We start from the raw sequence: 24,095 nt of genomic DNA on the forward strand, positions 1-24,095 counted from the left end.
CCCTTTCATGCCTGATGCCCGCGCTTCCCACCTCACCCGACGCGGTCTGCTCGCCGCGGGCGGCGCTCTCGGCCTCACCGCCGCCCTCACCGCCTGCGCCTCCGAGGACAAGGGCGACTCGGCCTCGGACGCGAAGAAGTCCGGCCCCTGGCAGTTCAAGGACGACCGCGGCCAGGTCGCCAAGACCAAGGCCACGCCGAAGAACATCGTCGCCTTCACCGGCATGGCGGCCGCGCTCCACGACTTCGGCATCGAGGTGAAGGGCGTCTTCGGCCCGACCTACGTCGAGGACAAGGGCAAGGGCACGAAGACCCCGGACGTCCAGGCGGGCGACCTCGACATCGACAAGGTCAAGGTCCTCGGCAACGTCTGGGGCGAGTTCAACGTCGAGCAGTACGCGGCGCTCGCGCCCGACGTGCTCATCACCGACATGTGGGAGAAGGACGCCCTCTGGTACGTGCCGGACCAGTCCAAGGACAAGATCCTGAAGCTGGCCCCGAGCGTCGCCCTGTGGGCCTCCGACCACTCGATGCCGAAGGTCCTGCAGCGCCACGTCGAACTGGCCGAGTCCCTCGGCGCCGACGTCAGGACCAAGAAGGTCACGGACGCCAAGGCCGCCTTCGAGAAGGCCGCCGCCCGGCTGCGCGCCGCCGCGAAGGCCAAGCCCGGGATCAAGGTGCTGATCGGCTCGGCGAGCGCCGACCTGTTCTACGTCTCGACCCCGGCCCGGCCGACCGACACGCTCTACTTCAAGGAGCTCGGCGTCAACTTCGTGACGCCCGACAAGCTCGACGCCGGCGGCTGGTTCGAGGGCCTCAGCTGGGAGAACGTCGACAAGTACAAGGCCGACATCATCATGATGGACAACCGCGCCTCGGCCCTGCAGCCGGAGGCCCTGAAGTCCAAGCCGACCTGGGCCCAACTGCCCGCCGTCAAGGCCGGACAGGTCATCCCGCGCGTGACCGAGCCGATCTACTCGTACGAGAAGTGCACGCCGATCCTCGAGGACCTGGCCAAGGCCATCGAGAACGCGAAGAAGGTCGCCTGACCCATGCCGACAGCCGTAGCCGCCCCGTTTCGCTTCTTCCCTCTCCAGGTCGTGCGGACGCGGCGGCTCGGCCCGTCGCTGATCCGGGTCACCTTCGGGGGCGAGGCCCTCGAAGGGTTCGCCTCCGGCGGGCGCGACCAGTCGCTCTCGCTCTTCCTGCCGCACCCGGGACAGGAGGAACCCGTCATCCCGCTCCCCGGCGAGGAGGACATGTACGCGCGCCTCGGCGCCTGGCGGGCACTGCCGGACGACGAGCGTGCCGTCCTGCGCTCGTACACGGTCCGCGAACAGCGACCCGACGCCGGCGAACACGGCGAGATCGACATCGACTTCGCCGTCCACGAGGACGGCGGCCCTGCCTGCCGCTGGGCGCAGAGAGCTTCCGCCGGTGACCGGGTGACGATCCTCGGACCCGCGATCGCCGACAACACCGCGGTGCGCTTCCGGCTGCCGGAGGATGCCGACTCGGTGGTGATCTGGGCGGACGAGACGGCGCTGCCCGCCGCCTCGGCCATCCTGGAGTGGCTGCCCGCCGGGATCCGCGCGCAGGTCTGGATCGAGGTCCCGCACGCCGGCGACCGGATGGACCCGGTGACCGCGGCCGACGCCACCGTCACCTGGCTGGTGCGGGACGAGGGCGCGCCGTCGGCCGTCGAGGCCGTGCGCGCCGCCGAGTTCGCGGGCTCCGCGCCGTACGCCTGGATCGCGGGCGAGTCGGGCTCCGTCAAGGCGCTGCGCCGCCATCTCGTGCACGAGCGCGGACTCGACCGCCGCCGGGTCACCTTCGTCGGCTACTGGCGCAGGGGCCTCAGCGAGGACGCCCTGCGCGAGACACCCGACGACGACACGTAGGCCCGACCTCCGTCCCGCTCCACGCCCGTTGATCGCGGCCCCGTCGATGCCTGCGACGGGGCCGCGCTGCCGTGCACTCCACCGGAACACGGTCCCCGGACCCGGGTGTGAGCCAACTCGCCGCCGCTTCCGCGGAGTAGGGGCGGACGGAGTCAGAAATTCAGGTTAGGCTAACCTAAGTCCCACGCCGCCCCACCGCCCCGCTCCTGCCCCGAGGGGCGGTCTTGTCACGTCCCCGGACCGGGAGGACCCCCACCATGCGCTCGCACCTGCTCAACGGCACAACGGCGGAGCTCTACCGCAGCTCCGTGACCGAAGGAGTCGAGCGAGTGGCGAGCAAACTCGCCACGACCAGGCGGCCGTTCACCGGCGTGACCCCGGACGAGCTGGCCCCGACGATCGCCGCCGTCGACCTCGACCAGCCGCTCGGCGACTCCTCCGCCGCCCTGGACGAGCTGGAGCGGGTGTACCTGCGCGACGCGGTCTACTTCCACCACCCCCGCTACCTCGGCCACCTCAACTGCCCGGTCGTCATCCCCGCCGTGCTGGGCGAGGCCGTCCTCTCCGCCGTCAACTCCTCGCTGGACACCTGGGACCAGAGCGCCGGCGGCACCCTGATCGAGCGCAAGCTCGTCGACTGGACCACCGGCCGCATCGGCCTCGGCCCCGCCTCCGACGGCGTCTTCACCAGCGGCGGCACCCAGTCCAACCTCCAGGCGATGCTCCTCGCCCGCGAGGAGGCCAAGACGGACGACCTGGCGAAGCTGCGCGTCTTCTCCTCCGAGTGCAGCCACTTCAGCGTCCAGAAGTCCGCGACCCTCCTCGGTCTCGGCCGGGACGCCGTCGTGTCCGTGCCCGTCGACCGCGACCGGCGCATGCAGACCGTGGCCCTCGCCGCCGAGTTGGAGAAGTGCCGACGTGCCGGGCTGGTCCCGATGGCGGTCGTTGCCACCGCCGGCACCACGGACTTCGGCTCCATCGACCCGCTGCCCGAGATCGCGGCGCTGTGCGACGAGTACGGCGCCTGGATGCACGTCGACGCCGCCTACGGCTGCGGGCTCCTCGCCTCGCCGACCCGGCGCGGCCTCCTGGAGGGCGTCCAGCACGCCGACTCGGTGACCGTCGACTACCACAAGTCCTTCTTCCAGCCGGTGAGTTCGTCCGCCCTGCTGGTGCGGGACAGTGCCACGCTGCGGCACGCCACCTACCACGCGGACTACCTCAACCCCGCGCCGACCGTGGAGGTGGGGGCACCTCCCGTGCCCGAAGGGCTACGGGGGAGGATCCCCAACCAGGTGGACAAGTCCCTCCAGACCACCCGCCGCTTCGACGCCCTCAAGCTGTGGATGACGCTGCGCGTCATGGGCGCGGACGGTGTCGGGCAGCTCTTCGACGAGGTCTGCGACCTCGCGGCCGAGGGCTGGCGGCTGCTCGCCGGCGACCCCCGCTACGACGTCGTCGTCGAGCCCCGGCTGTCCACCCTGGTCTTCCGCTACGTCCCGGAGCAGGTCACCTCCCCCGCGGAGATCGACCGCGCCAATCTGTACGCCCGCAAGGCCCTGTTCGCCTCCGGCGAGGCCGTCGTCGCCGGGACCAAGGTCGACGGTCGCCAGTACCTGAAATTCACCCTGCTGAACCCCGAGACGACCGTGGCCGACATCGCCGCCGTCCTCGGCCTCATAGCCGGCCACGCCGAGCAGTACCTTGGAGAGAACCTTGTCCACGCCTCCTGAGCACCGTGACATCCACGATTTCATCGGTATCGGGCTCGGTCCGTTCAACCTCGGCCTCGCCTGCCTGACCGAGCCCGTCGACGAGCTGAACGGTCTCTTCCTCGAGTCCAAGCCGGACTTCGAGTGGCACTCGGGCATGTTCCTCGACGGCGCCCACCTGCAGACGCCGTTCATGTCGGACCTGGTCACGCTCGCCGATCCGACGTCGCCGTACTCCTTCCTCAACTACCTGAAGGAGAAGGGCCGGCTCTACTCGTTCTACATCCGCGAGAACTTCTATCCGCTGCGGACCGAGTACAACGACTACTGCCGCTGGGCGGCCGCCAACCTGAGCAGCATCCGTTTCGGCACCGCGGTCACCCGGGTCGAGTTCGAGGCGGAGGACGAGGTCTACGCCGTCCGCACCGCCGACGGCGAAACGTTCCGCGCGCGCAGACTCGTCCTGGGCACCGGCACCCCGCCGTACGTCCCGGACTCCTGCCGGGAGCTCGGCGGCGACTTCGTCCACAACTCGCGCTACCTCCAGGCCAAGGAGGAGCTGCGGAAGAAGGAGTCGATCACCCTCGTCGGCAGCGGCCAGAGCGCCGCGGAGATCTACTACGACCTCCTCGCCGAGATCGACGTCCACGGCTACCGGCTCAACTGGGTCACCCGCTCCCCGCGGTTCTTCCCGCTCGAGTACACCAAGCTGACCCTGGAGATGACCTCCCCCGAGTACGTGGACTACTTCCACGCGCTGCCGGAGGCCACCCGCTACCGGCTGGAGACCCAGCAGAAGAACCTCTTCAAGGGCATCGACGGAGACCTCATCAACGAGATCTTCGACCTGCTCTACCAGAAGAACCTCGACGGTCCGGTGCCGACGCGTCTGCTCACCAACACCGCGCTGTGCACGGCCTCCTACGAGAACGGCGCGTACACGCTGGGTCTGCGCCAGGAGGAGCAGGAGAAGGACTTCGAGATCCGGACCGAGGGCCTGATCCTCGCCACGGGCTACAAGTACGTCACCCCCGCGTTCCTGGAGCCCGTGCACGACCGGCTGCGCTGGGACGGCCAGGGCCGCTTCGACGTCGCCCGCAACTACTCGATCGACACCACGGGGCGCGGCGTCTTCCTGCAGAACGCGGGGGTGCACACGCACTCCATCACCTCGCCCGACCTGGGCATGGGCGCGTACCGCAACGCGTACATCATCGCCGAGCTGCTCGGCCGTGAGTACTACCCCGTGGAGAAGACCATCGCGTTCCAGGAGTTCGCCGTATGAGCACCACCGCACCCGCCCCGGGGACGTTCTCCGTCCGTCCCCTCGACCCGATCGCCGACGCCGAGCTGCTGCACCGCTGGGTCACCGACCCGAAGGCCGCGTTCTGGATGATGCAGGACGCCGAGCTGCAGGACGTCGAGCGCGAGTACATGAGGATCGCCGCGCACGAGCACCACGACGCCTTCATCGGGCTGCACGACGGCGAACCCGCCTTCCTGATGGAGCGCTACGACCCGCGCCACGTGGAGTTGGTCGGTCTCTACGAGCCCGAGCCGGGCGACGTGGGCATGCACTTCCTGGTCGCCCCGACCGACACGCCGGTCCACGGCTTCACCCGGGCCGTGATCACCGCCGTGATGCGGGAGCTGTTCGCCGACCCGGCGACGCGGCGGGTCGTCGTCGAGCCGGACGTCGGCAACAAGGCCGTGCACGCGCTCAACGCCGCCGTCGGCTTCGTGCCCGAGCGCGAGATCCGGAAGCCCGAGAAGACGGCGCTGCTGAGCTTCTGCACGCGTGAGCAGTTCGAGGGGGCCGTCGGCGACGTGGAGGTGCCGCGATGAGCACGGCGATCGAGAGCGTCTCCCACCTCACCCCCGAGCTGTGGGCCGAGGCCAACCGCCTGCTGATCCGCAAGGGTCTCGCCGAGTTCTCCCACGAGCGGCTGCTCGCGCCGAAGGACCTCGGGGACGGCCGCTGGGCGGTGCTCAGCGACGACGGCAGGACCGAGTACCGGTTCACCGCGGGCCGGCTGGCGCTCGACCACTGGCAGGTCGAGGCGGACTCCGTGACCCGCCATCGCGACGGGACGGAACTCCCGCTGGACGCGCTGGAGTTCTTCACCGAGCTGCGCGGAGCGCTGGGCCTGTCCGACGAGATCCTGCCCGTGTACCTGGAGGAGATCTCCTCCACCCTGTCCGGCACGGCCTACAAGCTCACCAAACCCGAGGTGTCCGCGGCCGAGCTCAGCCGGGCCGATTTCCAGGACATCGAGACCGGGATGACCGAGGGCCATCCCTGCTTCGTGGCCAACAACGGGCGGCTCGGTTTCGGCATCCACGAGTACCACCGGTACGCGCCGGAGGCCGCGGCCCCGGTCCGGCTGCTGTGGGTCGCCGCGCACCGCTCCCGCGCCGCGTTCACCTCCTGCGCCGACCTCGGCTACGAGAACCTGATGCGGGCCGAGCTGGGTCCCGGGACGCTCGACCGGTTCGACGCCCGGCTGCGCGGTCTCGGGCTGGACCCGGCGGACTATCTGCTGATGCCCGTCCACCCCTGGCAGTGGTGGAACAAGCTCTCCGTCACCTTCGCCGCCGAAGTGGCCCGGCAACGGCTGGTGCCGCTCGGTGAGGGCGACGACGAGTACCTGGCCCAGCAGTCCATCCGCACCTTCTTCAACACCAGCAACCCCTCGAAGCACTATGTGAAGACGGCGATGTCCGTCATCAACATGGGCTTCATGCGGGGCCTGTCGGCCGCCTACATGGAGGCCACACCGGCCATCAACGACTGGCTGGCCGGGCTGATCGCCAGTGACGAGGTGCTGACGGCGGCGCGCTTCTCGATCATCCGCGAGCGGGCGGCGGTCGGGTACCGGCACCTGGAGTACGAGGCCGCGACGGACCGTTTCTCCCCCTACCGCAAGATGCTGGCCGCGCTCTGGCGCGAGAGCCCGGTGGACACCCTGGAGGACGGCGAGCGGCTGGCGACGATGGCCTCGCTGCTGCACACCGACCGGTCCGGGAAGTCCTTCGCCGGCGCGCTGATCACCGAGTCGGGGCTGGCGCCCGAGGTGTGGCTGCGCCGCTACCTGGACGCCTACCTGCTGCCGGTGCTGCACTGCTTCTACGCGTACGACCTCGTCTACATGCCGCACGGGGAGAACGTCATCCTGGTGCTCGGCGAGGACGGCGCGGTGAAGCGCGCGATCTTCAAGGACATCGCCGAGGAGATCTGCGTGATGGACCCGGACGCGGTCCTTCCGCCCGCGGTCGAGCGGGTGCGCGCCGAGGTCCCGGAGCACATGAAGCTGCTGTCGGTGTTCACCGACGTCTTCGACTGCTTCTTCCGGTTCCTCGCCGCCGCGCTGGTCACGGAGGGCGTGCTGGACGAGGACGCGTTCTGGCGGACGGTCGCCGAGTGCGTCGGCGGCTACCAGGGGTCGATGCCGCACCTGGCGGAGAAGTTCGCCCAGTACGACATGTTCGCCCCGGAGTTCGCGCTGTCCTGCCTCAACCGGCTCCAGCTGCGCAACAACAAGCAGATGGTGGACCTGGCCGATCCTTCGGGCGCCCTCCAGCTGGTGGGTGACCTGGAGAACCCGATCGCGCGGTTCCGCTAGGTGTATTGCTCACGAGCGTTGTTGACGCTTGTGAGCAATACAGCTAGGCCGTGACCGGACAGGGGTACCGGCGCCCCCTTCCGGGAACGGCACCGGCCCTGACGGGCCACCGGACCGGGCGGGCGCCCGGCGGAGTACGGTCCTCCGCCGGGCGCCGGCTCCTGCGCGCCCCCGTGTGCCCGCCGCTTCGGGCCGCGGGCGGCGTGGGGCTCGCGCGGCCCGCGCACCGCCGCGTCAGCCGGCGGGCCAGGGCACCTGCGGCGAGCGGTAGTAGTCGATGCCGAGCGCCGACATCCGCGGCCCCTGCGCCGCGAGACGCACCCGGTAGTCGTCCCAGTCGTGCGTGGACGCCGGGGACCAGCCGAGTTCGGCGACCCCGGGCAACCTCGGGAAGGCCATGAACTCCAGCTGGTCGCTGGTGGCCAGGGTCTCGGTCCACAGCGGGGCCTCGACCCCGGCGATCGCGGACGCGGGCGCGCCCGGCAGATAGGCGCCCGGGTCCCAGTCGTAGGACCGTTGGACCTCGACGTACCCCGCCCAGGCCAGGCCGAGGGGGGTGTCCTTGTGGTACTTCATGTCGAGGTAGATCCGGTCGGCGGGGGACAGGACGATCCTGGTGCCGTTCCGCGCGGCCTTCGCGACCTGTTCCTTCTCCGCGGCGCTCGTGCCGTCCAGCCCCCAGTACTGGGCGACGGCGCCCTCGGCGGGGGTGGCTCCGGTCAGCTGGTGCCAGCCGACGACCGTCTTGCCGTACTTGGCGACGACGGCCTGCGCCCGGTCCATGAACGCCACGTAGTCCTCGTGGCTGGTGGAGTGGGCCTCGTCCCCGCCGATGTGGAGGTACCGGCCGGGTGTCAGCGCGGCGAGCTCGCGCACGACGTCGTCGACGAAGTCGTACGTGACGGCCTTGGGCACGCACAGCGAGCTGAAGCCGACCGCCGTGCCGGTGTAGAGCGGCGGGGCGACGCCGTCGCAGTTCAGCTCGGCGTAGGAGGCGAGCGCCGCGTTGGTGTGGCCCGGCATGTCGATCTCCGGGACGACCTCCATGAAGCGGGATCCGGCGTAGGCGACGAGTTCCTTGTACTGGGCCTTGGTGTAGTGGCCGCCGGGGCCGCCGCCGACCTGGGTGGACCCGCCGTAGGTGGCGAGCCGCGGCCAGGAGTCGACGGCGATCCGCCAGCCCTGGTCGTCGGAGAGGTGCAGATGCAGCTTGTTGATCTTGTAGAGCGCCAACTGGTCGATGTAGCGCTTGACCTGGTCGACGGTGAAGAAGTGCCGGGAGACGTCGAGCATGGCGCCGCGGTGCCCGAAGCGGGGCGCGTCGGTGATGGTCCCGCCGGGGACCCGCCACGGTCCGGCCTGGCGGGTGTCCTTCTCCACGGCGGCGGGCAGCAGTTGCCGCAGCGTCTGGACACCGTGGAAGAGGCCCGCGGGCTTCCGGGCGGTGATGGTGACGCCTGCGCGGCCGGACTCCAGCCGGTAGCCCTCGTCACCGAGTCCCCTGTCGCGCGAGCCGAGCACGAGCCGGATGCCGCCGCGGCCGTCGTCGTCGCTGACCGGCAGCGCGTACCCGGTGGACGGGCGCAGCAACGACGCGAGCCCGGCCGCGACGCGGCGGGCCTCACGGGAGTCCTCGTCGACGCGGATCCGGGTGGCCGGCGTGAGGGTGTAGGGCGAACCCGCCGGGCGTACGGAGGCGGGTGCCGGCACGACCTCGCCGAGCGGTCTGGGCGCGGGGGGCTGCACGGGAGCGGGGGCCGCGCCGACACCGGCGACGCCGGCGGCCGCGACCAGCAGGAGTGATCCGAGGAGCCGGGGGAGCGTTCTGCGCTGTCTCACAGGCTGGGTCCCTTCGAGGGGCGTGGCGACTGTGGTGCTGAGCAACCGAACGGTCACCATGCGTACCGTGCGTCACATGAGCGGTCAAGGTGTAGACCACTCATCGATACAGGTGCAGACCACTCGCACCCCTTCGCACCCTTCGCGCCGCCTCGGGACTCCCGGCCTCCGGTGCGACAATCCTCCAATGGCGGAAATCATCCAGAAGGACGGCACCTGGACCTTCGACGGGCAGACCGTGCGCATCGTCCCCGCCGCCGGCAAGACGCACCCCCTGCGGCAGGCCCTCGGCGAACTCGCCGTGCCGCTGGAGGCGTTGGCCGGTGTCGCGTTCGAGCCCGGGCGCCGCGGCGGGCGGCTGCGGCTGAAGCTGCGGGACGGCAGCGACCCGCTGCTGCTGGCCGCCGACGGACGGCTGCCGGAGAGCGGCGACCCCTACCGGCTGCCGGTGGAGAACGACCGCAGCGGCGTGGCCGAGTACTTCGTGGACGAACTGCGCAACGCCCTGCTGCTGGACCAGGTCCCGGACGGACCGGTGGACCGCTTCCTGCTGCCGGGCCCGGCCGTGCCCGTCTCGGGTGGCGGGGGCGACGGCACGGCCTCCTTCGACGGGGACACGATCCGCCTCGCGTGGAACTGGAAGGCCGAGGAGTCCAAGGCGTCGTCCGGGGCGAGCACCTTCCCGTTGTCGGAGGTGAGCGGGGTGCGCTGGCTGCCGGCGATCGGGCTGGAGAACGGGCATCTGCGGTTCGTGCTGAACGGCCGGCCGGCCCAGCGGCCCGCCAAGCACGACCCGTACGCGCTCGACCTCTGGGGCCTCTCGCGCAAGGAGTACACCGCCGTCCTGGTCGCCGCCGCCGTGATCGCGCGGCTCCCGCACCCGAGCGCCCCCGCCCGGACGCCCGGGGAACTGCCGGCCGCCGCTCCGGGCGCGGACGATCACGATGTGCTGCTGCGGCGCCTGCGGGAGCTCGGGGAGCTGCACCGGGCGGGGACACTGACCGACGAGGAGTTCTCCACGGCCAAGCAGGCCGTCCTCAAGCGCATGTGAGCGGCCCCGTAGGCACCCCCCTAAAACGGACGTAAACCCCGACTGTAATCATGATCACGCAGGTTCCTGCCCGAATTCGGGCAGGAATCTTGCGTTCAAGGCCGATGACGCCCCAATATCTACGGGTGCTCGAACGCCGCACGTCGCATGACGACCTCATCGACCATCTGGTGCGCAGCACCGCGCTCCAGCGCGGTGAGGCGGCCCGGGTGGTACTGGACGTGCTGGCGTTCTTCGACGAGACGACCGAGGAGTTCGTGCGCCGCCGCCACCGGGAGATGCAGGCCGACGGAGGCGTGAACACGGACATCTTCGAGCGGATCGCGGCCGAGCTGCCGCACCGCGCGGTGGCTCCCCCGGAGCTCTCGCTCCGGCAACTGCGCCGCATCGTCTACGGCTGAGCCGCCGCGGAGGCCGCGTGCACCGCGCACCCGCGCGCGGCACGGCCGGGCACACACACGAACGTCGTTGGAGGGGCAGAGACTCTATGTGCGGAATCGTCGGTTACATCGGGAAGCGCGACGTCGCGCCGCTGCTGCTGGAGGGCCTGGCGCGTCTGGAGTACCGGGGCTACGACTCCGCCGGCATGGTGATCACCAGCCCCAAGAGCGCCGGCCTGAAGATGGTCAAGGCCAAGGGCCGCGTCCGTGACCTGGAGGCCCGGGTCCCCAAGCGCTTCACCGGCACCACCGGCATCGCCCACACCCGCTGGGCCACCCACGGCGCCCCGAGCGACATCAACTCGCATCCGCACCTGGACCCCGAGAACAAGGTCGCCGTCGTCCACAACGGCATCGTCGACAACGCCGACGAGCTGCGCGCCAAGCTGGAGGCCGACGGCGTCGTCTTCGCCTCCGAGACCGACACCGAGGTGATCACCCACCTGATCGCCCGCTCCCAGGCCGAGACCCTGGAGGAGAAGGTCCGCGAGGCGGTCAAGGTCATCGAGGGCACGTACGGCATCGCCGTCATGCACGCCGACTTCAACGACCGCATCGTGGTCGCGCGCAACGGCTCCCCCGTCATCCTCGGCATCGGCGAGAAGGAGATGCTCGTCGCCTCCGACGTCGCCGCGCTGATCGCCCACACCCGCCAGGTCGTCACCCTCAACGACGGCGAGATGGCCACCCTGAAGGCCGACGACTTCCGGACCTACACCACCAGCGGCACGACGACCACCGCCACCCCCGAGACCGTCGAGTGGGAGGCCGCCTCGTACGACATGGGCGGCCACGACACGTACATGCACAAGGAGATCTCGGAGCAGCCCGACGCCGTGGACCGCGTGCTGCGCGGCCGCATCGACGACCGGTTCTCCACGGTGCACCTGGGCGGTCTGAACCTGGACGCCCGCGAGGCCCGCGGCATCCGCCGGGTCAAGATCCTCGGCTGCGGCACCTCCTACCACGCGGGTCTGATCGGCGCCGGGCTCATCGAGTCCCTGGCCCGCATCCCCGCCGACTCCGAGCCGGCGTCCGAGTTCCGCTACCGCAACCCGGTCGTGGACCCCGACACCCTCTACATCGCCGTCTCCCAGTCCGGTGAGACCTACGACGTGCTCGCGGCCGTCCAGGAACTCAAGCGCAAGGGCGCCCGCGTCCTCGGCGTCGTGAACGTGGTCGGCTCCGCCATCGCCCGCGAGACGGACGGCGGCGTGTACGTGCACGCCGGTCCCGAGGTCTGCGTCGTCTCCACCAAGTGCTTCACCAACACGGTGGTCGCCTTCGCGCTGCTCGCGCTGCACCTGGGCCGCATCCGCGACCTGTCCGTCGCCGAAGGCAAGCGGATCATCGAGGGCCTGCGCAAGCTGCCCGCCCAGATCTCCGAGATCCTCGAGTCCGAGGACGAGATCAAGAAGCTGGCGGCCGAGTACGCCGACGCCAAGTCGATGATGTTCATCGGCCGGGTCCGCGGCTACCCGGTGGCGCTCGAGGCCTCCCTGAAGCTCAAGGAGATCTCCTACATCCACGCCGAGGCCTACCCGGCCTCCGAGCTGAAGCACGGCCCGCTGGCGCTGATCGAGCCGGCACTGCCGACGGTCGCCATCGTCCCCGACGACGAGCTGCTGGAGAAGAACCGCGCCGCGCTGGAGGAGATCAAGGCCCGCAGCGGCCGGATCCTCGCGGTCGCCCACCAGGAGCAGGAGAAGGCCGACCACACGATCCTGGTGCCCAAGAACGAGGACGAGCTGGACCCGATCCTCATGGGCATCCCGCTCCAGCTCCTCGCCTACCACACGGCCCTGGCCCTCGGCCGGGACATCGACAAGCCGCGCAACCTGGCCAAGTCGGTCACCGTGGAGTAGTCCCGTACGGCACGCGCCGACAGAACGGCGACCCCCTTGCGCACGCCACCAGTGCCGCAAGGGGGTCGCCTCTTTCGTCGCCGGCGTCGGGACGGCTCACGCCGGCGGCCCGCCGCTCAGCCGGTGGCCGTCACACCCCGGCCTGCGGCACGCCCCGAGAAGGTGGGCCAGTGCGCCAGCGCCGCGGTGGCGCCGTACCAGGCCACGAGACCCGCGACCGCGGCGGCCCAGCCGCCGGCCTTCGCCAGCCCGTCGTTCCCCGCGAACGAGGCGATCGCGAGGAGCAGCATCGACACGCACAGCAGCCCGTACACGCCCTGGCCGAGGATCCCGCTGCCGGACGCGCCCGCGGTGAGCGTGAGCGCCAGGAGCGCGAACAGGAGCATGAACAGCCCGGCGGCCTCCGCCGAGACCTCCGCGCCGGTGCCGGTCCCCCAGGTGAACCAGAAGGCACCGAGGCCCGCGAAGGCCGTACCCGTACCGCCGTTGCCCGCACGGAACTCGAGCAACCCGACGACGAACAGTGCGACCCCGCCCACCCAGGTCGCGAGGGCTGCGGCGTCGGACGCCGCGACATTGTCGATCACACCGGTGTTGCCGACCCCGAACGCCAGCAGCGTCAGGCCCAGTGCGAGGTGGCCGAGAGTGGTTGACGTGGCGCTTCCCGCGGAGACGTCCTTGTCCACGGCGGGCTCCCTTCGTGCGCGCTTGGTGCTGATTCCCAGCCACCCTTGTCTACCCTTCACAAGCGCACAATCCACCCCGTACGGCCGAGTAGCCATGACGGTCGTCAAAAAGTTACAAAACCCGCCCCGACCTGCGAGAACGATGGTGCGAAAGGGGCTCGTGCGGCCTCTGAGGGCTAGGGGATGACGACGACGGGCCGCTGCGCGCGGCGCGCCAGCCGTCCGGCGACGGAGCCGAAAATGCGCCCCACGATGCCATGGGTGGAGCCGACCACGATGGCGTCCGCCGAATACTCCCGGCCGACCTCCTCGAGCTCGTGGCAGATGTCGCCGCCGCGCTCGACGAGGATCCACGGAACCTCGGTGAGGTAGTCGGCACAGGCGAGTTCGAGACCCAGCACCTCGGTCCGGTGATCGGGGACGTCGACGAAGACCGGCGGTTCGCAGCCCGCCCACACCGTGGTGGGAAGGCGGTTGGCGACATGCACGATGATCAGGCCCGAACCGGAGCGCCTGGCCATGCCGATCGCGTACGCCAGGGCCCGCTCGCTGGAGGTCGATCCGTCGAAGCCGACCACGACGCCGTGCCGGAACGCGGGATCGCAGGAGTGGCGCGACTGCTCCGCCGCCTGCAGATCCGACAGGGGGTCGGCGACCTGCTTGCGGTCCGCGGGTTCGGGAATTTCGTGACCGGCCATCGGTTGTCTCGGCGTTCAGATCCTCATGGGAGGGCGACGGTTGGCTGCGGAGCTCTGTCCGGGAATCAACTTCCCAAGCCCATACCCCCAAGGGTACGGCGCCACTCCTTGCCTGCCCAGAGCTCGGGGGTCCTACTCCCGGCGAGCCAAGGAGCATGCGTCCCAGGGAGCATGCACGAGCACGCTCCGTATGGCAATGGCGGCTGCACCGTACAGGCTTCGGCCGGAACGCCCTTCGGCGCCTACCGTCGCCCACGGTCCGGGGCGGCGGGCGCGACGTCCGGAGACGGGCGGAAGGCCCCGAAGAACCGCTGGGGGAAAGGGGGAAGACGCGGCAGTGACCGGAGGGCTCCGCTCCTCGTTGGTCTCCCGTCGCCCCACCGACGAAACGGATCCGCCACCTCCGCCACTCCCCTTCCGCGTCTCCGTCACGAGGAGTCCCCGTGCCCGCATCCCCGGCCGCCCGCACCTCCGCCCCGACCCCCGGCCGGGCTCCTCGACGGGGCCGCCGCCGGGCGCCGCGGACGACGGCCGCGCGTCCTGCGGTGGTCCCCGCACCCGCCGCACCGGCCCCCGGAAGGGCCCGTCGAGCCGCCGAGCGCACGGACCCCGCCACCCGTCCCCCGGACGGCCGCGGGAGGTCCGCACGTGCCGCCGTGCGCATCCCGGCAGGCGACGCCACGGGCGAAGTGGTTCGATGGGCAACTTTCGGCTGCGTCGTCGTGCCGGTCGTGCTTGTGGCGTACGGCACGTCCGTCGGCGACGCCGCCGCGATCGCGGCCGGCCTGGCCGCCGTGACCGGCGCCTCGCGGGCGCTGATGCGCCGGTCCGAGCGGGCGACGCCGCGCGCCGCGGGGACACGAGGACGCCGGGGCGGCGGCCGTCGGGCGCGTTGCAGCCCCGGGGACTGACGGATTCGCACGCACGGACCCATATGTTTTCAGCCAACTTCGCCTGTACGGGCATTCCTTGGAGAAATGGCCCGTCAACCCCCGTGCGACCAGGGAGGAAAGGACCGCACGCGCCGCTCGCACCCTACGGGGATGGGCCATGCATGCGTCGCGCACTTCCCTGCGCGGCCTCCGGATGCAACGCTTCGTGATCGAATGCTTCGCGCCAAGTTGCCTTGTCGACAATGTGCCGGATCTGGAACTTGTCACGCCGGCACCACGGGACGCAGTAGATTCGATCATGAGTATCGAAGGCTGGGGACTCGTGCAAAACCGAGGGGAAACGTGCAGGAGCGACAGGCCCGACAAGAACGGGGAGACGCGAACACCGAGGGGGGCTTAGCGTCATGAGTCAGGACTCCGCCGCGCCGGAGGCCGTAAGGAAGCTGTCGGGGCGCCGCCGCCGGGAAGTCGTCGCGGTGCTGCTGTTCAGCGGCGGTCCCATCTTCGAGAGTTCCATTCCGCTCTCGGTGTTCGGAATCGACCGCCAGGACGCCGGAGTTCCCCGCTACCGGCTGCTCGTGTGTGCCGGTGAGGAGGGCCCCCTGCGGACCACAGGGGGACTCGAACTCACCGCGCCCTACGGGCTGGAGGCGATCGGCAGAGCGGGCACCGTGGTCGTGCCGGCCTGGCGGTCCATCACCTCACCACCGCCACCGGAGGCGCTCGAGGCCCTGCGCCGGGCCCACGAGGAGGGCGCCCGCATCGTGGGGCTGTGCACCGGGGCGTTCGTGCTGGCCGCCGCGGGACTGCTCGACGGCCGCCCGGCGACCACCCACTGGATGTACGCGCCGACGCTCGCCAAGCGCTATCCGTCGGTCCATGTGGACCCGCGGGAGCTCTTCGTCGACGACGGCGACGTCCTCACCTCCGCCGGCACCGCGGCCGGCATCGACCTCTGTCTGCACATCGTGCGGACGGACCACGGCGCGGAGGCAGCCGGGGCACTGGCCCGCCGGCTGGTCGTCCCACCGCGGCGCACCGGCGGGCAGGAGCGCTACCTCGACAGGTCTTTACCCGAGGAGATCGGCTCCGACCCGCTCGCCGAGGTCGTGGCCTGGGCGCTGGAGCACCTCCACGAGCAGTTCGACGTGGAGACCCTGGCGGCCCGTGCGTACATGAGCAGGCGGACCTTCGACCGCAGGTTCCGCTCGCTCACCGGGAGCGCTCCCCTGCAGTGGCTGATCACCCAGCGGGTGCTGCAGGCGCAGCGGCTGCTCGAGACCTCCGACTACTCGGTCGACGAGGTCGCGGGCCGGTGCGGCTTCCGCTCCCCGGTGGCACTGCGCGGGCACTTCCGCCGCCAGCTGGGGTCCTCCCCCGCGGCGTACCGGGCCGCCTACCGGGCACGGCGTCCGCAGGGCGACCCGGTGGGGTCCGCGGCGGAGCAACACGTCGTGCCGCCCCAGGCGTCCGCGGGGCACACGAGGAGGCCACCGGCCGCCACGGGTGCGCCCTCCGGTTCCCCGGAACCGGGCAAGCCCGGCTCGGACGCCTACGCCCATGGGCGTCCGGCGCTCCCCGGCCAGCGGAGTGCGCCATAAGGTAGGACGCATGAACGATCGCATGGTGTGGATCGACTGCGAGATGACCGGGCTCTCGCTGGCCGACGATGCACTCATCGAGGTGGCCGCGCTGGTCACCGACTCGGAACTGAACGTGCTCGGTGAAGGGGTGGACATCGTGATCCGCCCGCCGGACGCGGCGCTGGAGACCATGCCCGAGGTGGTGCGGCAGATGCACACCGCCTCGGGCCTCCTCGACGAGCTCGCGGCCGGCACGACCCTGGCCGACGCCGAGGAGCAGGTCCTCGCGTACGTTCGCGAGCACGTCAAGGAGCCGGGCAGGGCGCCGCTGTGCGGGAACTCGGTCGGCACCGACCGCGGCTTCCTGCTCCGTGACATGCCGAAGGTGGAGGAGTACCTCCACTACCGGATCGTCGATGTCTCGTCGGTCAAGGAGCTGGCCCGACGCTGGTACCCGAGGGCGTACTTCAACAGCCCGGAGAAGAACGGCAACCACCGGGCGCTCGCGGACATCCGCGAATCGATCGCCGAGCTGCGCTACTACCGCGAGGCGATCTTCGTCCCCCAGCCGGGCCCGGACTCGGACACCGCGAAGACGATCGCGGCGCGCCACGTGGTGCCTGCGGCGCAGTGACCCGCACCCGCCGGGCGGAGCAGCGACGGCTGCCCGCCCGGCGCGCGTGTGTCCGGGCGCTTCGGGGGGCCGGAGCGCGCCAGGCCGGAAGGCTTGCCTGCGTTGCCGCCAGGCGGGAAGGCATGCCTGCGTTGCCGCCAGGCCGGAAGGCATGCCTGCGTCTGTCGCCAGGCGGGGGCGGCCTACGGAATCGGCGGGCCCCGGCTCGCGTCCGGAGTCGCCCTACCCGCGAAGCTCGCGCACCGAACCGGCGGGCCCCGGCTCGCGTCCGGAGTCGCTGTACCCGGTTCGGCTCGGGCTGGCCGTCATTCCCGGATCGGCTGGGCCAGGCGTTCGGATCCGAGGTCCGGCCCGCGGCCGACACGCTTCCGTGTCGGGACGTACGACGGTCGTCGTTCCGCGCCGGCGTGCGGGGGACGCTCCTCCCGGGGCGTCATGCCTGTCAGGGGCCGTGTCGGGGCCGTGGTGCCCCCGGGGCTCCCGGGCAGGCGCCCGTACGGCCGTCCGGCCGCGTGCACGAGGACCTTCGTCCGGGGGAGCCCGCCGCCGTGCGTCCCAGGTCCGGCGGTCCGCGTCACCGTACGCGCGGGACCCGCGCCGGGCCGACGTAAACGCGGGCGCGAGCACCCTCCCGGACCCTGTACACTTTTTCTCGGCCGGTCGGGAAAACGACCGGTCGTGGTGGGTGTAGCTCAGCTGGTAGAGCACCTGGTTGTGGTCCAGGATGTCGCGGGTTCGAGTCCCGTCACTCACCCTGTACGGCGAAGGGCCGATCCTCGGATCGGCCCTTCGCCGTGTCCGCCCGACGCCGCCCTCGTCCGCACGCCGCCGCGCACGGACTCGTGCGTCCGGGGCCACGAGACGGGCGGGCGCCTCCGGCCCCGGGAATCTGCACGACGATCTGAAGCGGTCCCGGCGGACGAGGACGAGGATGGCGCTGCCGAGGAGGCGTCGGAGCCGCTGCCGGATGCACCGTCCCGCCGCGGGATCATGCACCGTCGCGCCGCCGGAACCGCCGTCAGGACGAGTCCCGGACCACCAGCTCCGTCGGCAGGATGATCCTGGGGCGTTCCGGGCCGCTGCGGTCCGCGATCTCCCGGAGCAGCAGGCCCGCCATCGTGCGGCCCATCTCCTCGATCGGCTGGCGGACGCTCGTGAGGGCCGGGTCCATGTGACGGGCCACCGCGGAGTCGTCGAAGCCGACCAGGGCAACGTCGTCGGGGATGCGCCGGCCCGCCTCGCGCAGCACCTGACGGGCACCGGCGGCCATGACGTCGGAGGCGGCGAAGACCGCGTCCAGCGAAGGGCGACGGTCGAGCAGCGCGCTCATGGCCCGGCGGCCGCCCTCCTCGGTGAAGTCGGCCGGCGCCACCAGCCGCTCGTCGACCGCCGCGCCCGAATCCCTGAGGGCGTCCCGGTAACCGTCGAGGCGGCACTGGGCGCCGTAGACGTCGAGCCGTCCCGTGATCGTCGCGACGGTCCGGCGGCCTCTGGCCAGCAGATGGGCGACGGCCGCGCGGGCGCCCCCGGTGTTGTCGGAGTCGACGGCGGCGAGCGGGTCGTCGGCCGAGCGGCGGCCGCTGATGACGGCCGGGATCCCCAGCTGTTCCAGCAGGTCGGGCAGCGGGTCGTCCGCGTGCACCGACACCAGCAGCACGCCGTCCACCCGGCCCGCGCCGAGGTAGTCGGCCAGTCTGAGCCGCTCGCGGTCCGAACCCGCGAAGGTGAGCAGCAGTTGCATGTCGGTGTCGGCGAGGGCCGCGCCGACACCGCGCACGATGTCGGAGAAGTAGGGCTCCGCGAAGAAGCGCGCCTCGGGCTCGGGGACGACGAGCGCGATGGCGTCGGTGCGGTTGGCGGCGAGCGAGCGGGCGGCGCGGTTGGGTACGTAGCCGAGTTCGGCGATGGCCGCCTCGACGGCGGCCCGGGTCGTCTCGCTCACCCGGGGCGAGCCGTTGACCACCCGCGAGACCGTGCCGCGGCCGACGCCGGCCCGTGCGGCGACCTCTTCGAGGGTCGGTCTGCCGCCGCTGCGGCCCGAACCCCTGCTCCCGCCGCGGGAGGCCGTGCGGGCCCCGCCACCCACGGGGAAACCGGCATTCCGGCGATCCACCATGATCCGCCTCCCGTCCTCCGTGCCCCAGAACATTACGCGCCAGGAGCCTTGACACCCCCGCGGGGAGCCGCGACCCTTCAACGCATCACGTATGGGAGCGCTCCCACCGTACCTGACTCATTCAGAACCCGCACGTTCCCCGCCCGAGCCGCAGCTTCAACCGATGGGCGCACCACGAGAGTTGGCCGGGGGGTCGGCACGTCAGGGCACTAGGAGGACGCAATGCGCAGGACCGTAATCCTGGCGGTCGTAGCGGCGCTCGGCGCCGGGCTGCTGGCCGGCTGTGCCGAGGACAGCGAGGAACCCGGCGGCGGCTCCGCGAGCGGCGGGGGCGGCAAGGTCAGGACCACCATCACCGTGGGCGTCTTCGGGGCCTTCGGCCTCAAGGAGGCCGGGCTCTACGACGAATACATGAAGCTCAACAAGAACATCGAGATCAAGCAGACCTCGATCGAGCGCAACGAGAACTACTACCCGCAACTGCTCACCCATCTGGGCAGCGGCAGCGGACTGGCCGACATCCAGGCCGTCGAGGTCAACAACATCGCCGAGATCACCGCCACCCAGGCGGACAAGCTCGTCGACCTCGGCAAGTCCGAGGGAGTCAGCAAGGACGCCTTCCTGCCCTGGAAGTGGGCGCAGGCGACCAACAAGGACGGAAAGACCGTCGGACTCGGCACCGACATCGGCCCGCAGGGCATCTGCTACCGCAAGGACCTCTTCGCCAAGGCCGGCCTGCCGACCGACCGTGAGGCCGTCGGCAGGCTCTGGGCCGGCGACTGGAACAAGTACCTGGCGGCCGGCAAGCAGTTCAAGGCCAAGGCCCCCAAGGGCACGGCCTTCGTGGACTCGGCCTCCGGGGTCATGGCCGCGATCACCGGCAGCAGCGCGAAGCGGTTCTACGACGAGAACGGCGAGGTCGTGTACAAGACCAACCCGGCCGTGAAGGAGGCCTGGGACATCGCCGCCGCCTTCGCGACCGAGGGACTGACCGGCAAGCTGCAGCAGTTCACGCCCGCCTGGGACCAGGGCTACGCCAACGGCACCTTCGCGACGGTCTCCTGCCCGGCGTGGATGCTGGGCTACATCCAGGACAAGGGCGGGGCGGCCGGCAAGGACAAGTGGGACGTCGCCCCCGCGCCGAAGCCCAGCAACTGGGGCGGTTCGTTCCTGATCGTGCCCGAGGCCGGCAAGAACAAGACCGAGGCGGCGAAGCTCGCGGCCTGGCTGACCGCGCCCGAGCAGCAGGCGAAGCTCTTCGAGAAGCGCGGCAGCTTCCCGAGCGCCAAGGCGGCGTACTCGCTGCCCGCCGTGTCCGGTGCGAAGCACGACTACTTCGGCGGCGCGCCGATCGGCGAGATCTTCTCCCGGGCCGCCGAGGGCATCCCGGTCACCATCGTCGGCCCGAAGGACCTGGTGATCGCCCAGAACCTCGCCGACGTCGGCATGCTCCAGGTCGACCAGAAGGGACGGTCGTCCAAGGAAGGCTGGGAGGCCGCCGTGAAGGCCATCGACAACGCACTGGACCAGTGACCGGACAGGTGACACCAGTGACCGGCATGGCCAGTGACGCCGCTGCCGCCGCGCCCTCCCAGGAGGAGGGCGCGGCCCCGGCGCAGCGGCCCCCCGCCCGGGACCTCGCCGCGGCCGAGCGGCGCCGGGCACGGCGGAGCCGCTGGTACCGGCGGGACGTGCGGTGGAGCCCGTACGCCTTCATCGCGCCGTTCTTCCTGTTCTTCGCGGCCTTCGGCCTCTTCCCGCTGCTCTACACCGGCTGGGCCTCCCTGCACCGGGTGGAGCTGACGGCCCCGACGGACATGGAGTGGGTGGGCCTGCGGAACTTCTCGCGGCTGATCGAGGACGAGTTCTTCTGGAACGCGCTGAAGAACACCTTCACCATCGGGATCATCTCGACGGTGCCGCAACTGCTGATCGCCCTGGGTATCGCGCATCTGCTCAACTACAAGCTGCGCGGCTCGATGTTCTTCCGGGTCGCGGCGCTCACCCCGTACGCCACGTCCGTCGCGGCGGCCACACTCGTCTTCGTCCTGATGTTCGGCCGGGACTACGGGATGGTCAACTGGGCGCTGGGGCTCGCCGGGATCGATCCGGTCGACTGGCAGAACGGCGAGTGGACCTCGCAGATCGCGGTCTCGACGATCGTCATCTGGCGCTGGACCGGCTACAACGCGCTGATCTATCTGGCCGCGATGCAGGCGATCCCGAACGACCTGTACGAGTCCGCGGCGCTCGACGGGGCCTCCCGCTGGCAGCAGTTCGTCCATGTGACCATCCCGTCGCTGCGGCCGACGATCCTGTTCACGTGCGTCGTGTCGACGATCGGCGCGACGCAGCTGTTCGGCGAGCCCCTGCTGTTCAACGGCGGGGCGGGGGCGACGGGCGGCGCCGACCACCAGTTCCAGACGCTCGGGCTCTATCTGTACGAACAGGGCTGGGTGAACCTCCATCTCGGCCGGGCCTCGGCGATCGCCTGGACGATGTTCCTGATCCTGCTGCTGATCGGCGCGGTGAACTGGCTGCTCGTCCGCCGGCTCCGCAAGAGCGCCTAAGGGGCTGACGTGCTGAAGACCACCGAAGAGCCGGCCATCACCGGGCCCGCGACGACCACCGGGCGCCCGCGGGTGCGCGCCGGCCGGCACCTGCACGGCGGGCGCATCACCCATGCCGTGCTGATCGTGTTCACCCTGGGCTCGCTCTTCCCGCTGGTGTGGACGGCGATCGCGGCGTCCCGCAACAACACCCGGCTCGCCCAGACTCCCCCGCCGTTCTGGTTCGGCGGCAACCTGTTCAAGAACCTCGAAATCGCCTGGACCGACGCCAACATGGGCGCGGCGCTGCTCAACACGACCGTCGTGGCGGGGTCCGTCGCGGCCGGCACCGTGGTCTTCTCGACCCTCGCCGGCTTCGCCTTCGCCAAGCTCCGCTTCCGGTTCAAGAACCTCCTGATGCTGCTGGTGATCGGCACGATGATGGTCCCGCCGCAGCTCAGCGTCGTCCCGCTGTACATGCTGATCGCGGAACTGTCCTGGACCGACCGGCTGCAGTCCGTCATCCTCCCCACGCTCGTCAGTGCCTTCGGTGTGTTCTTCATGCGGCAGTACCTGAGCGAGGCGCTGCCGACGGAGCTGATCGAGGCGGCCCGGACGGACGGGGCGAGCAGCTGGCGCGTCGTGTGGCACGTGGTCTTCCCGGCGGCCCGGCCCGCGATGGCGGTCCTCGGGATGCTCACCTTCGTGATGGCGTGGAACGACTTCTTCTGGCCGATCATCGCCCTCACGCAGAACGGCAGTCCCACGGTCCAGGTGGCGCTCACCGGACTGGGCCGCGGCTACATCCCCGACCAGTCGGTGATCATGGCCGGTGCGCTGCTGGGCACGCTGCCGCTGCTGCTCGCCTTCGTGGTCTTCGGCCGGCAGATCGTCGGCGGCATCATGCAGGGCGCGGTCAAGGGCTGACACCGCCTCCACTTCCTCCTCCTTCACACATCGGGAGCTCCTTGATGACCGTCAGCTTTCCGCCCGGATTCCTGTGGGGCACCGCCACCGCCGCCTACCAGATCGAGGGCGCGGTGGGGGAGGGCGGCCGCACGCCGTCGATCTGGGACACCTTCAGCCACACGCCCGGCAAGGTGGAGAACGGGGACACCGGCGACGTCGCCGTGGACCACTTCCACCGCCGCGCGGACGACGTCCGGCTGATGTCCGAGCTCGGGGTCAACGCCTACCGCTTCTCGGTCTCCTGGCCACGGGTGCAGCCCACCGGCCGGGGCCCGGCCGTCCAGCGCGGCCTCGACTTCTACCGGGCGCTCGTCGACGACCTGCTGGACCACGGCATCACGCCCGTACTGACCCTGTACCACTGGGACCTGCCGCAGGAGCTGGAGACGGCCGGCGGCTGGCCCGAGCGGGACACGGCGCACCGCTTCGCCGACTACACCCGCATCGTCGCCGACGCGCTGGGCGACCGGGTGGAGCGGTGGACCACGCTCAACGAGCCCTGGTGCAGCGCGTTCCTGGGGTACGCCTCGGGCGTGCACGCCCCGGGCCGCACGGATCCCGTGGCCGCCCTCCGCGCCGCGCACCATCTGAACCTGGCTCACGGGCTGGCCGCCCAGACGCTGCGCACCGCTCTGCCCGCCCGCGGCCAGGTGTCCGTGAGCGTCAACCCCAGTGCGGTCAGGGCCAGGACGGACTCGGAGGCGGATCTGGACGCCCGGCGCAGGATCGACGCCCTGGCCAACCGCGTCTTCACCGACCCGATGCTCCACGGCACGTACCCCGCGGACCTCCTCACGGACACGGAACACCTCACGGACTGGTCCTTCGTCCACGCCGACGACCTGGCCGCCATCCGGCACCCCCTCGACTCCCTGGGCATCAACTACTACTCACCCACCGTTGTATCCGCCGCCACTGACAGTGACGGACCGCGGGAGCGGAAGGACGGCCACGGCGCCGCCCCCCACTCCCCCTGGCCGGGTGCCGACGCGGTCGTCTTCCACCGGGCGCCGGGCGACGTCACGGACATGGGCTGGCCGGTGGACCCGACGGGCCTCCACGAGCTGCTGATGCGCTACACCCGCGAGGCCCCGAGGCTGCCGCTCGTGATCACCGAGAACGGCGCCGCCTACCCCGACAAGCCGGGCGCCGACGGGAGCGTGCACGACCCCGAACGGATCCGCTACCTCCACGGCCATCTGTCCGCCGTGCACCGCGCGATGGCGGACGGCGCGGACGTCCGCGGCTACTTCCTCTGGTCCCTGCTGGACAACTTCGAGTGGGCGTACGGCTACGGGAAGCGCTTCGGCGCGGTGTACGTCGACTACGACACCCAGGCCCGCGTCCCGAAGTCCAGCGCCCGCTGGTACGGCGAGCTGGCCCGGACGGGGATGCTCCCCGGCTGCTGAGGGCCGCAACGGGCGCGCGCCCCGGCCGGGTGGGGGGTCACCGGCCGGGGCGCGCCGTGGGGGTGCCGTCGCCTCGGGCCACCGGTGGTGCGGGAGGGAGCCCCACCGGTGCCGTGGCCACGGCATGG

General features: G+C 71.0%; 20 protein-coding genes and 1 tRNA gene. 17 read left to right on the forward strand and 4 right to left on the reverse strand.

What is annotated here, in order from left to right; translation table 11 throughout:
* Positions 1 to 7: 7 nt before the first annotated feature.
* From QRN89_RS12430 to QRN89_RS12455, 6 genes are all read left to right on the forward strand, one after another.
* Complete coding sequence (locus QRN89_RS12430) at positions 8 to 1,048, forward strand: ABC transporter substrate-binding protein (protein ID WP_290349416.1); 1,041 nt, start codon at positions 8 to 10, stop codon at positions 1,046 to 1,048.
* 3 nt (positions 1,049 to 1,051) lie between these two features.
* Positions 1,052 to 1,900, forward strand: a complete 849-nt coding sequence (locus tag QRN89_RS12435; protein WP_290349418.1) for a siderophore-interacting protein — start codon at positions 1,052 to 1,054, stop codon at positions 1,898 to 1,900.
* A gap of 257 nt (positions 1,901 to 2,157) precedes the next feature.
* A complete protein-coding gene (locus QRN89_RS12440; protein WP_290349419.1) occupies positions 2,158 to 3,633 on the forward strand; it encodes a pyridoxal phosphate-dependent decarboxylase family protein in 1,476 nt (491 codons plus the stop codon).
* Entirely contained in the window at positions 3,617 to 4,897 is a 1,281-nt protein-coding gene (locus QRN89_RS12445) for a lysine N(6)-hydroxylase/L-ornithine N(5)-oxygenase family protein (protein ID WP_290349420.1), read from the forward strand. Before QRN89_RS12440 ends, QRN89_RS12445 begins: the two co-directional genes overlap by 17 nt.
* The gene (locus QRN89_RS12450; protein WP_290349421.1) at positions 4,894 to 5,457 is read left to right on the forward strand and encodes a GNAT family N-acetyltransferase; all 564 of its coding nucleotides are present in this window, start codon (positions 4,894 to 4,896) and stop codon (positions 5,455 to 5,457) included. The genes QRN89_RS12445 and QRN89_RS12450 overlap by 4 nt, the downstream gene beginning before the upstream one ends.
* On the forward strand, positions 5,454 to 7,235 hold the full coding sequence (locus tag QRN89_RS12455; protein WP_290349422.1) for an IucA/IucC family protein: 1,782 nt from the start codon (positions 5,454 to 5,456) through the stop codon (positions 7,233 to 7,235). Before QRN89_RS12450 ends, QRN89_RS12455 begins: the two co-directional genes overlap by 4 nt.
* Before the next feature lie 234 nt (positions 7,236 to 7,469).
* Here the strand turns inward: QRN89_RS12455 and QRN89_RS12460 are convergent, their stop codons facing one another.
* Complete coding sequence (locus tag QRN89_RS12460; protein WP_290349423.1) at positions 7,470 to 9,074, reverse strand: beta-N-acetylhexosaminidase; 1,605 nt, start codon at positions 9,072 to 9,074, stop codon at positions 7,470 to 7,472.
* Positions 9,075 to 9,261: 187 nt separating this feature from the next.
* Here QRN89_RS12460 and QRN89_RS12465 point away from each other — a divergent pair, with 187 nt between their 5' ends.
* The 3 genes from QRN89_RS12465 (at position 9,262) to glmS (ending at position 12,430) form a co-directional block, all read left to right on the forward strand.
* A complete protein-coding gene (locus QRN89_RS12465) occupies positions 9,262 to 10,125 on the forward strand; it encodes a DUF4429 domain-containing protein (RefSeq protein ID WP_290349424.1) in 864 nt (287 codons plus the stop codon).
* 125 nt (positions 10,126 to 10,250) lie between these two features.
* A complete protein-coding gene (locus QRN89_RS12470; protein WP_290353678.1) occupies positions 10,251 to 10,526 on the forward strand; it encodes a hypothetical protein in 276 nt (91 codons plus the stop codon).
* Positions 10,527 to 10,612: 86 nt separating this feature from the next.
* Positions 10,613 to 12,430, forward strand: coding sequence for a glutamine--fructose-6-phosphate transaminase (isomerizing) (gene glmS, locus QRN89_RS12475; RefSeq protein ID WP_290349425.1), 1,818 nt, complete (start codon positions 10,613 to 10,615; stop codon positions 12,428 to 12,430).
* Between the two features lie 116 nt (positions 12,431 to 12,546).
* Here glmS and QRN89_RS12480 read toward each other — a convergent pair whose 3' ends face one another.
* Together QRN89_RS12480 and QRN89_RS12485 are read right to left on the reverse strand one after the other, a co-directional pair.
* A complete protein-coding gene (locus QRN89_RS12480; RefSeq protein WP_093654163.1) occupies positions 12,547 to 13,116 on the reverse strand; it encodes a GPR1/FUN34/YaaH family transporter in 570 nt (189 codons plus the stop codon).
* A 176-nt stretch (positions 13,117 to 13,292) separates the two neighbouring features.
* Positions 13,293 to 13,814 carry a universal stress protein gene (locus tag QRN89_RS12485; RefSeq protein ID WP_290349426.1) on the reverse strand — a complete coding sequence of 174 codons (522 nt, stop codon included), beginning with the start codon at positions 13,812 to 13,814 and terminating at the stop codon, positions 13,293 to 13,295.
* Between the two features lie 722 nt (positions 13,815 to 14,536).
* Here QRN89_RS12485 and QRN89_RS35575 point away from each other — a divergent pair.
* The 4 genes from QRN89_RS35575 to QRN89_RS12505 all read left to right on the forward strand — a co-directional run bounded on the left by QRN89_RS35575 (position 14,537) and on the right by QRN89_RS12505 (position 17,678).
* Positions 14,537 to 14,725, forward strand: a complete 189-nt coding sequence (locus QRN89_RS35575; RefSeq protein ID WP_356948621.1) for a hypothetical protein — start codon at positions 14,537 to 14,539, stop codon at positions 14,723 to 14,725.
* Positions 14,726 to 15,111: 386 nt separating this feature from the next.
* Complete coding sequence (locus QRN89_RS12495) at positions 15,112 to 16,308, forward strand: helix-turn-helix domain-containing protein (protein WP_290349429.1); 1,197 nt, start codon at positions 15,112 to 15,114, stop codon at positions 16,306 to 16,308.
* Between the two features lie 10 nt (positions 16,309 to 16,318).
* Positions 16,319 to 16,924 (forward strand): oligoribonuclease, encoded by a 606-nt coding sequence (orn, locus tag QRN89_RS12500; protein WP_290349430.1) that lies wholly within the window; start codon positions 16,319 to 16,321, stop codon positions 16,922 to 16,924.
* Positions 16,925 to 17,605: 681 nt separating this feature from the next.
* Positions 17,606 to 17,678, forward strand: a tRNA-His gene (locus QRN89_RS12505).
* A 264-nt stretch (positions 17,679 to 17,942) separates the two neighbouring features.
* Here QRN89_RS12505 and QRN89_RS12510 read toward each other — a convergent pair.
* A complete protein-coding gene (locus QRN89_RS12510) occupies positions 17,943 to 19,040 on the reverse strand; it encodes a LacI family DNA-binding transcriptional regulator (protein WP_290349431.1) in 1,098 nt (365 codons plus the stop codon).
* A gap of 222 nt (positions 19,041 to 19,262) precedes the next feature.
* Here QRN89_RS12510 and QRN89_RS12515 point away from each other — a divergent pair, with 222 nt between their 5' ends.
* The 4 genes from QRN89_RS12515 to QRN89_RS12530 are packed head-to-tail and all read left to right on the forward strand — an operon-like array spanning position 19,263 to position 23,967.
* Positions 19,263 to 20,573 (forward strand): ABC transporter substrate-binding protein, encoded by a 1,311-nt coding sequence (locus tag QRN89_RS12515; RefSeq protein ID WP_290349432.1) that lies wholly within the window; start codon positions 19,263 to 19,265, stop codon positions 20,571 to 20,573.
* Positions 20,574 to 20,599: 26 nt separating this feature from the next.
* Positions 20,600 to 21,610, forward strand: a complete 1,011-nt coding sequence (locus QRN89_RS12520) for a carbohydrate ABC transporter permease (RefSeq protein WP_290349433.1) — start codon at positions 20,600 to 20,602, stop codon at positions 21,608 to 21,610.
* 9 nt (positions 21,611 to 21,619) lie between these two features.
* Entirely contained in the window at positions 21,620 to 22,516 is an 897-nt protein-coding gene (locus QRN89_RS12525; protein ID WP_390701691.1) for a carbohydrate ABC transporter permease, read from the forward strand.
* 44 nt (positions 22,517 to 22,560) lie between these two features.
* Positions 22,561 to 23,967 carry a GH1 family beta-glucosidase gene (locus QRN89_RS12530; protein ID WP_290349434.1) on the forward strand — a complete coding sequence of 469 codons (1,407 nt, stop codon included), beginning with the start codon at positions 22,561 to 22,563 and terminating at the stop codon, positions 23,965 to 23,967.
* Positions 23,968 to 24,095 lie beyond the last annotated feature (128 nt).

The organism is Streptomyces sp. HUAS CB01 (assembly GCF_030406905.1).
Classification (GTDB): Bacteria; Actinomycetota; Actinomycetes; order Streptomycetales; family Streptomycetaceae; genus Streptomyces; species Streptomyces chengbuensis.

Bases quoted from the DNA above. Each gene is read 5' to 3' on its own strand.
- QRN89_RS12430 (WP_290349416.1), top strand. From the start codon at position 8: ATGCCTGATGCCCGCGCTTCCCACCTCACCCGACGCGGTCTGCTCGCC.
- QRN89_RS12435 (WP_290349418.1), top strand. From the start codon at position 1,052: ATGCCGACAGCCGTAGCCGCCCCGTTTCGCTTCTTCCCTCTCCAGGTC.
- QRN89_RS12440 (WP_290349419.1), top strand. From the start codon at position 2,158: ATGCGCTCGCACCTGCTCAACGGCACAACGGCGGAGCTCTACCGCAGC.
- QRN89_RS12450 (WP_290349421.1), top strand. From the start codon at position 4,894: ATGAGCACCACCGCACCCGCCCCGGGGACGTTCTCCGTCCGTCCCCTC.
- QRN89_RS12455 (WP_290349422.1), top strand. From the start codon at position 5,454: ATGAGCACGGCGATCGAGAGCGTCTCCCACCTCACCCCCGAGCTGTGG.
- QRN89_RS12465 (WP_290349424.1), top strand. From the start codon at position 9,262: ATGGCGGAAATCATCCAGAAGGACGGCACCTGGACCTTCGACGGGCAG.
- glmS (WP_290349425.1), top strand. From the start codon at position 10,613: ATGTGCGGAATCGTCGGTTACATCGGGAAGCGCGACGTCGCGCCGCTG.
- QRN89_RS12485 (WP_290349426.1), bottom strand. From the start codon at position 13,814: ATGGCCGGTCACGAAATTCCCGAACCCGCGGACCGCAAGCAGGTCGCC.
- QRN89_RS12495 (WP_290349429.1), top strand. From the start codon at position 15,112: ATGAGTCAGGACTCCGCCGCGCCGGAGGCCGTAAGGAAGCTGTCGGGG.
- orn (WP_290349430.1), top strand. From the start codon at position 16,319: ATGAACGATCGCATGGTGTGGATCGACTGCGAGATGACCGGGCTCTCG.
- QRN89_RS12510 (WP_290349431.1), bottom strand. From the start codon at position 19,040: ATGGTGGATCGCCGGAATGCCGGTTTCCCCGTGGGTGGCGGGGCCCGC.
- QRN89_RS12515 (WP_290349432.1), top strand. From the start codon at position 19,263: ATGCGCAGGACCGTAATCCTGGCGGTCGTAGCGGCGCTCGGCGCCGGG.
- QRN89_RS12520 (WP_290349433.1), top strand. From the start codon at position 20,600: ATGGCCAGTGACGCCGCTGCCGCCGCGCCCTCCCAGGAGGAGGGCGCG.
- QRN89_RS12530 (WP_290349434.1), top strand. From the start codon at position 22,561: ATGACCGTCAGCTTTCCGCCCGGATTCCTGTGGGGCACCGCCACCGCC.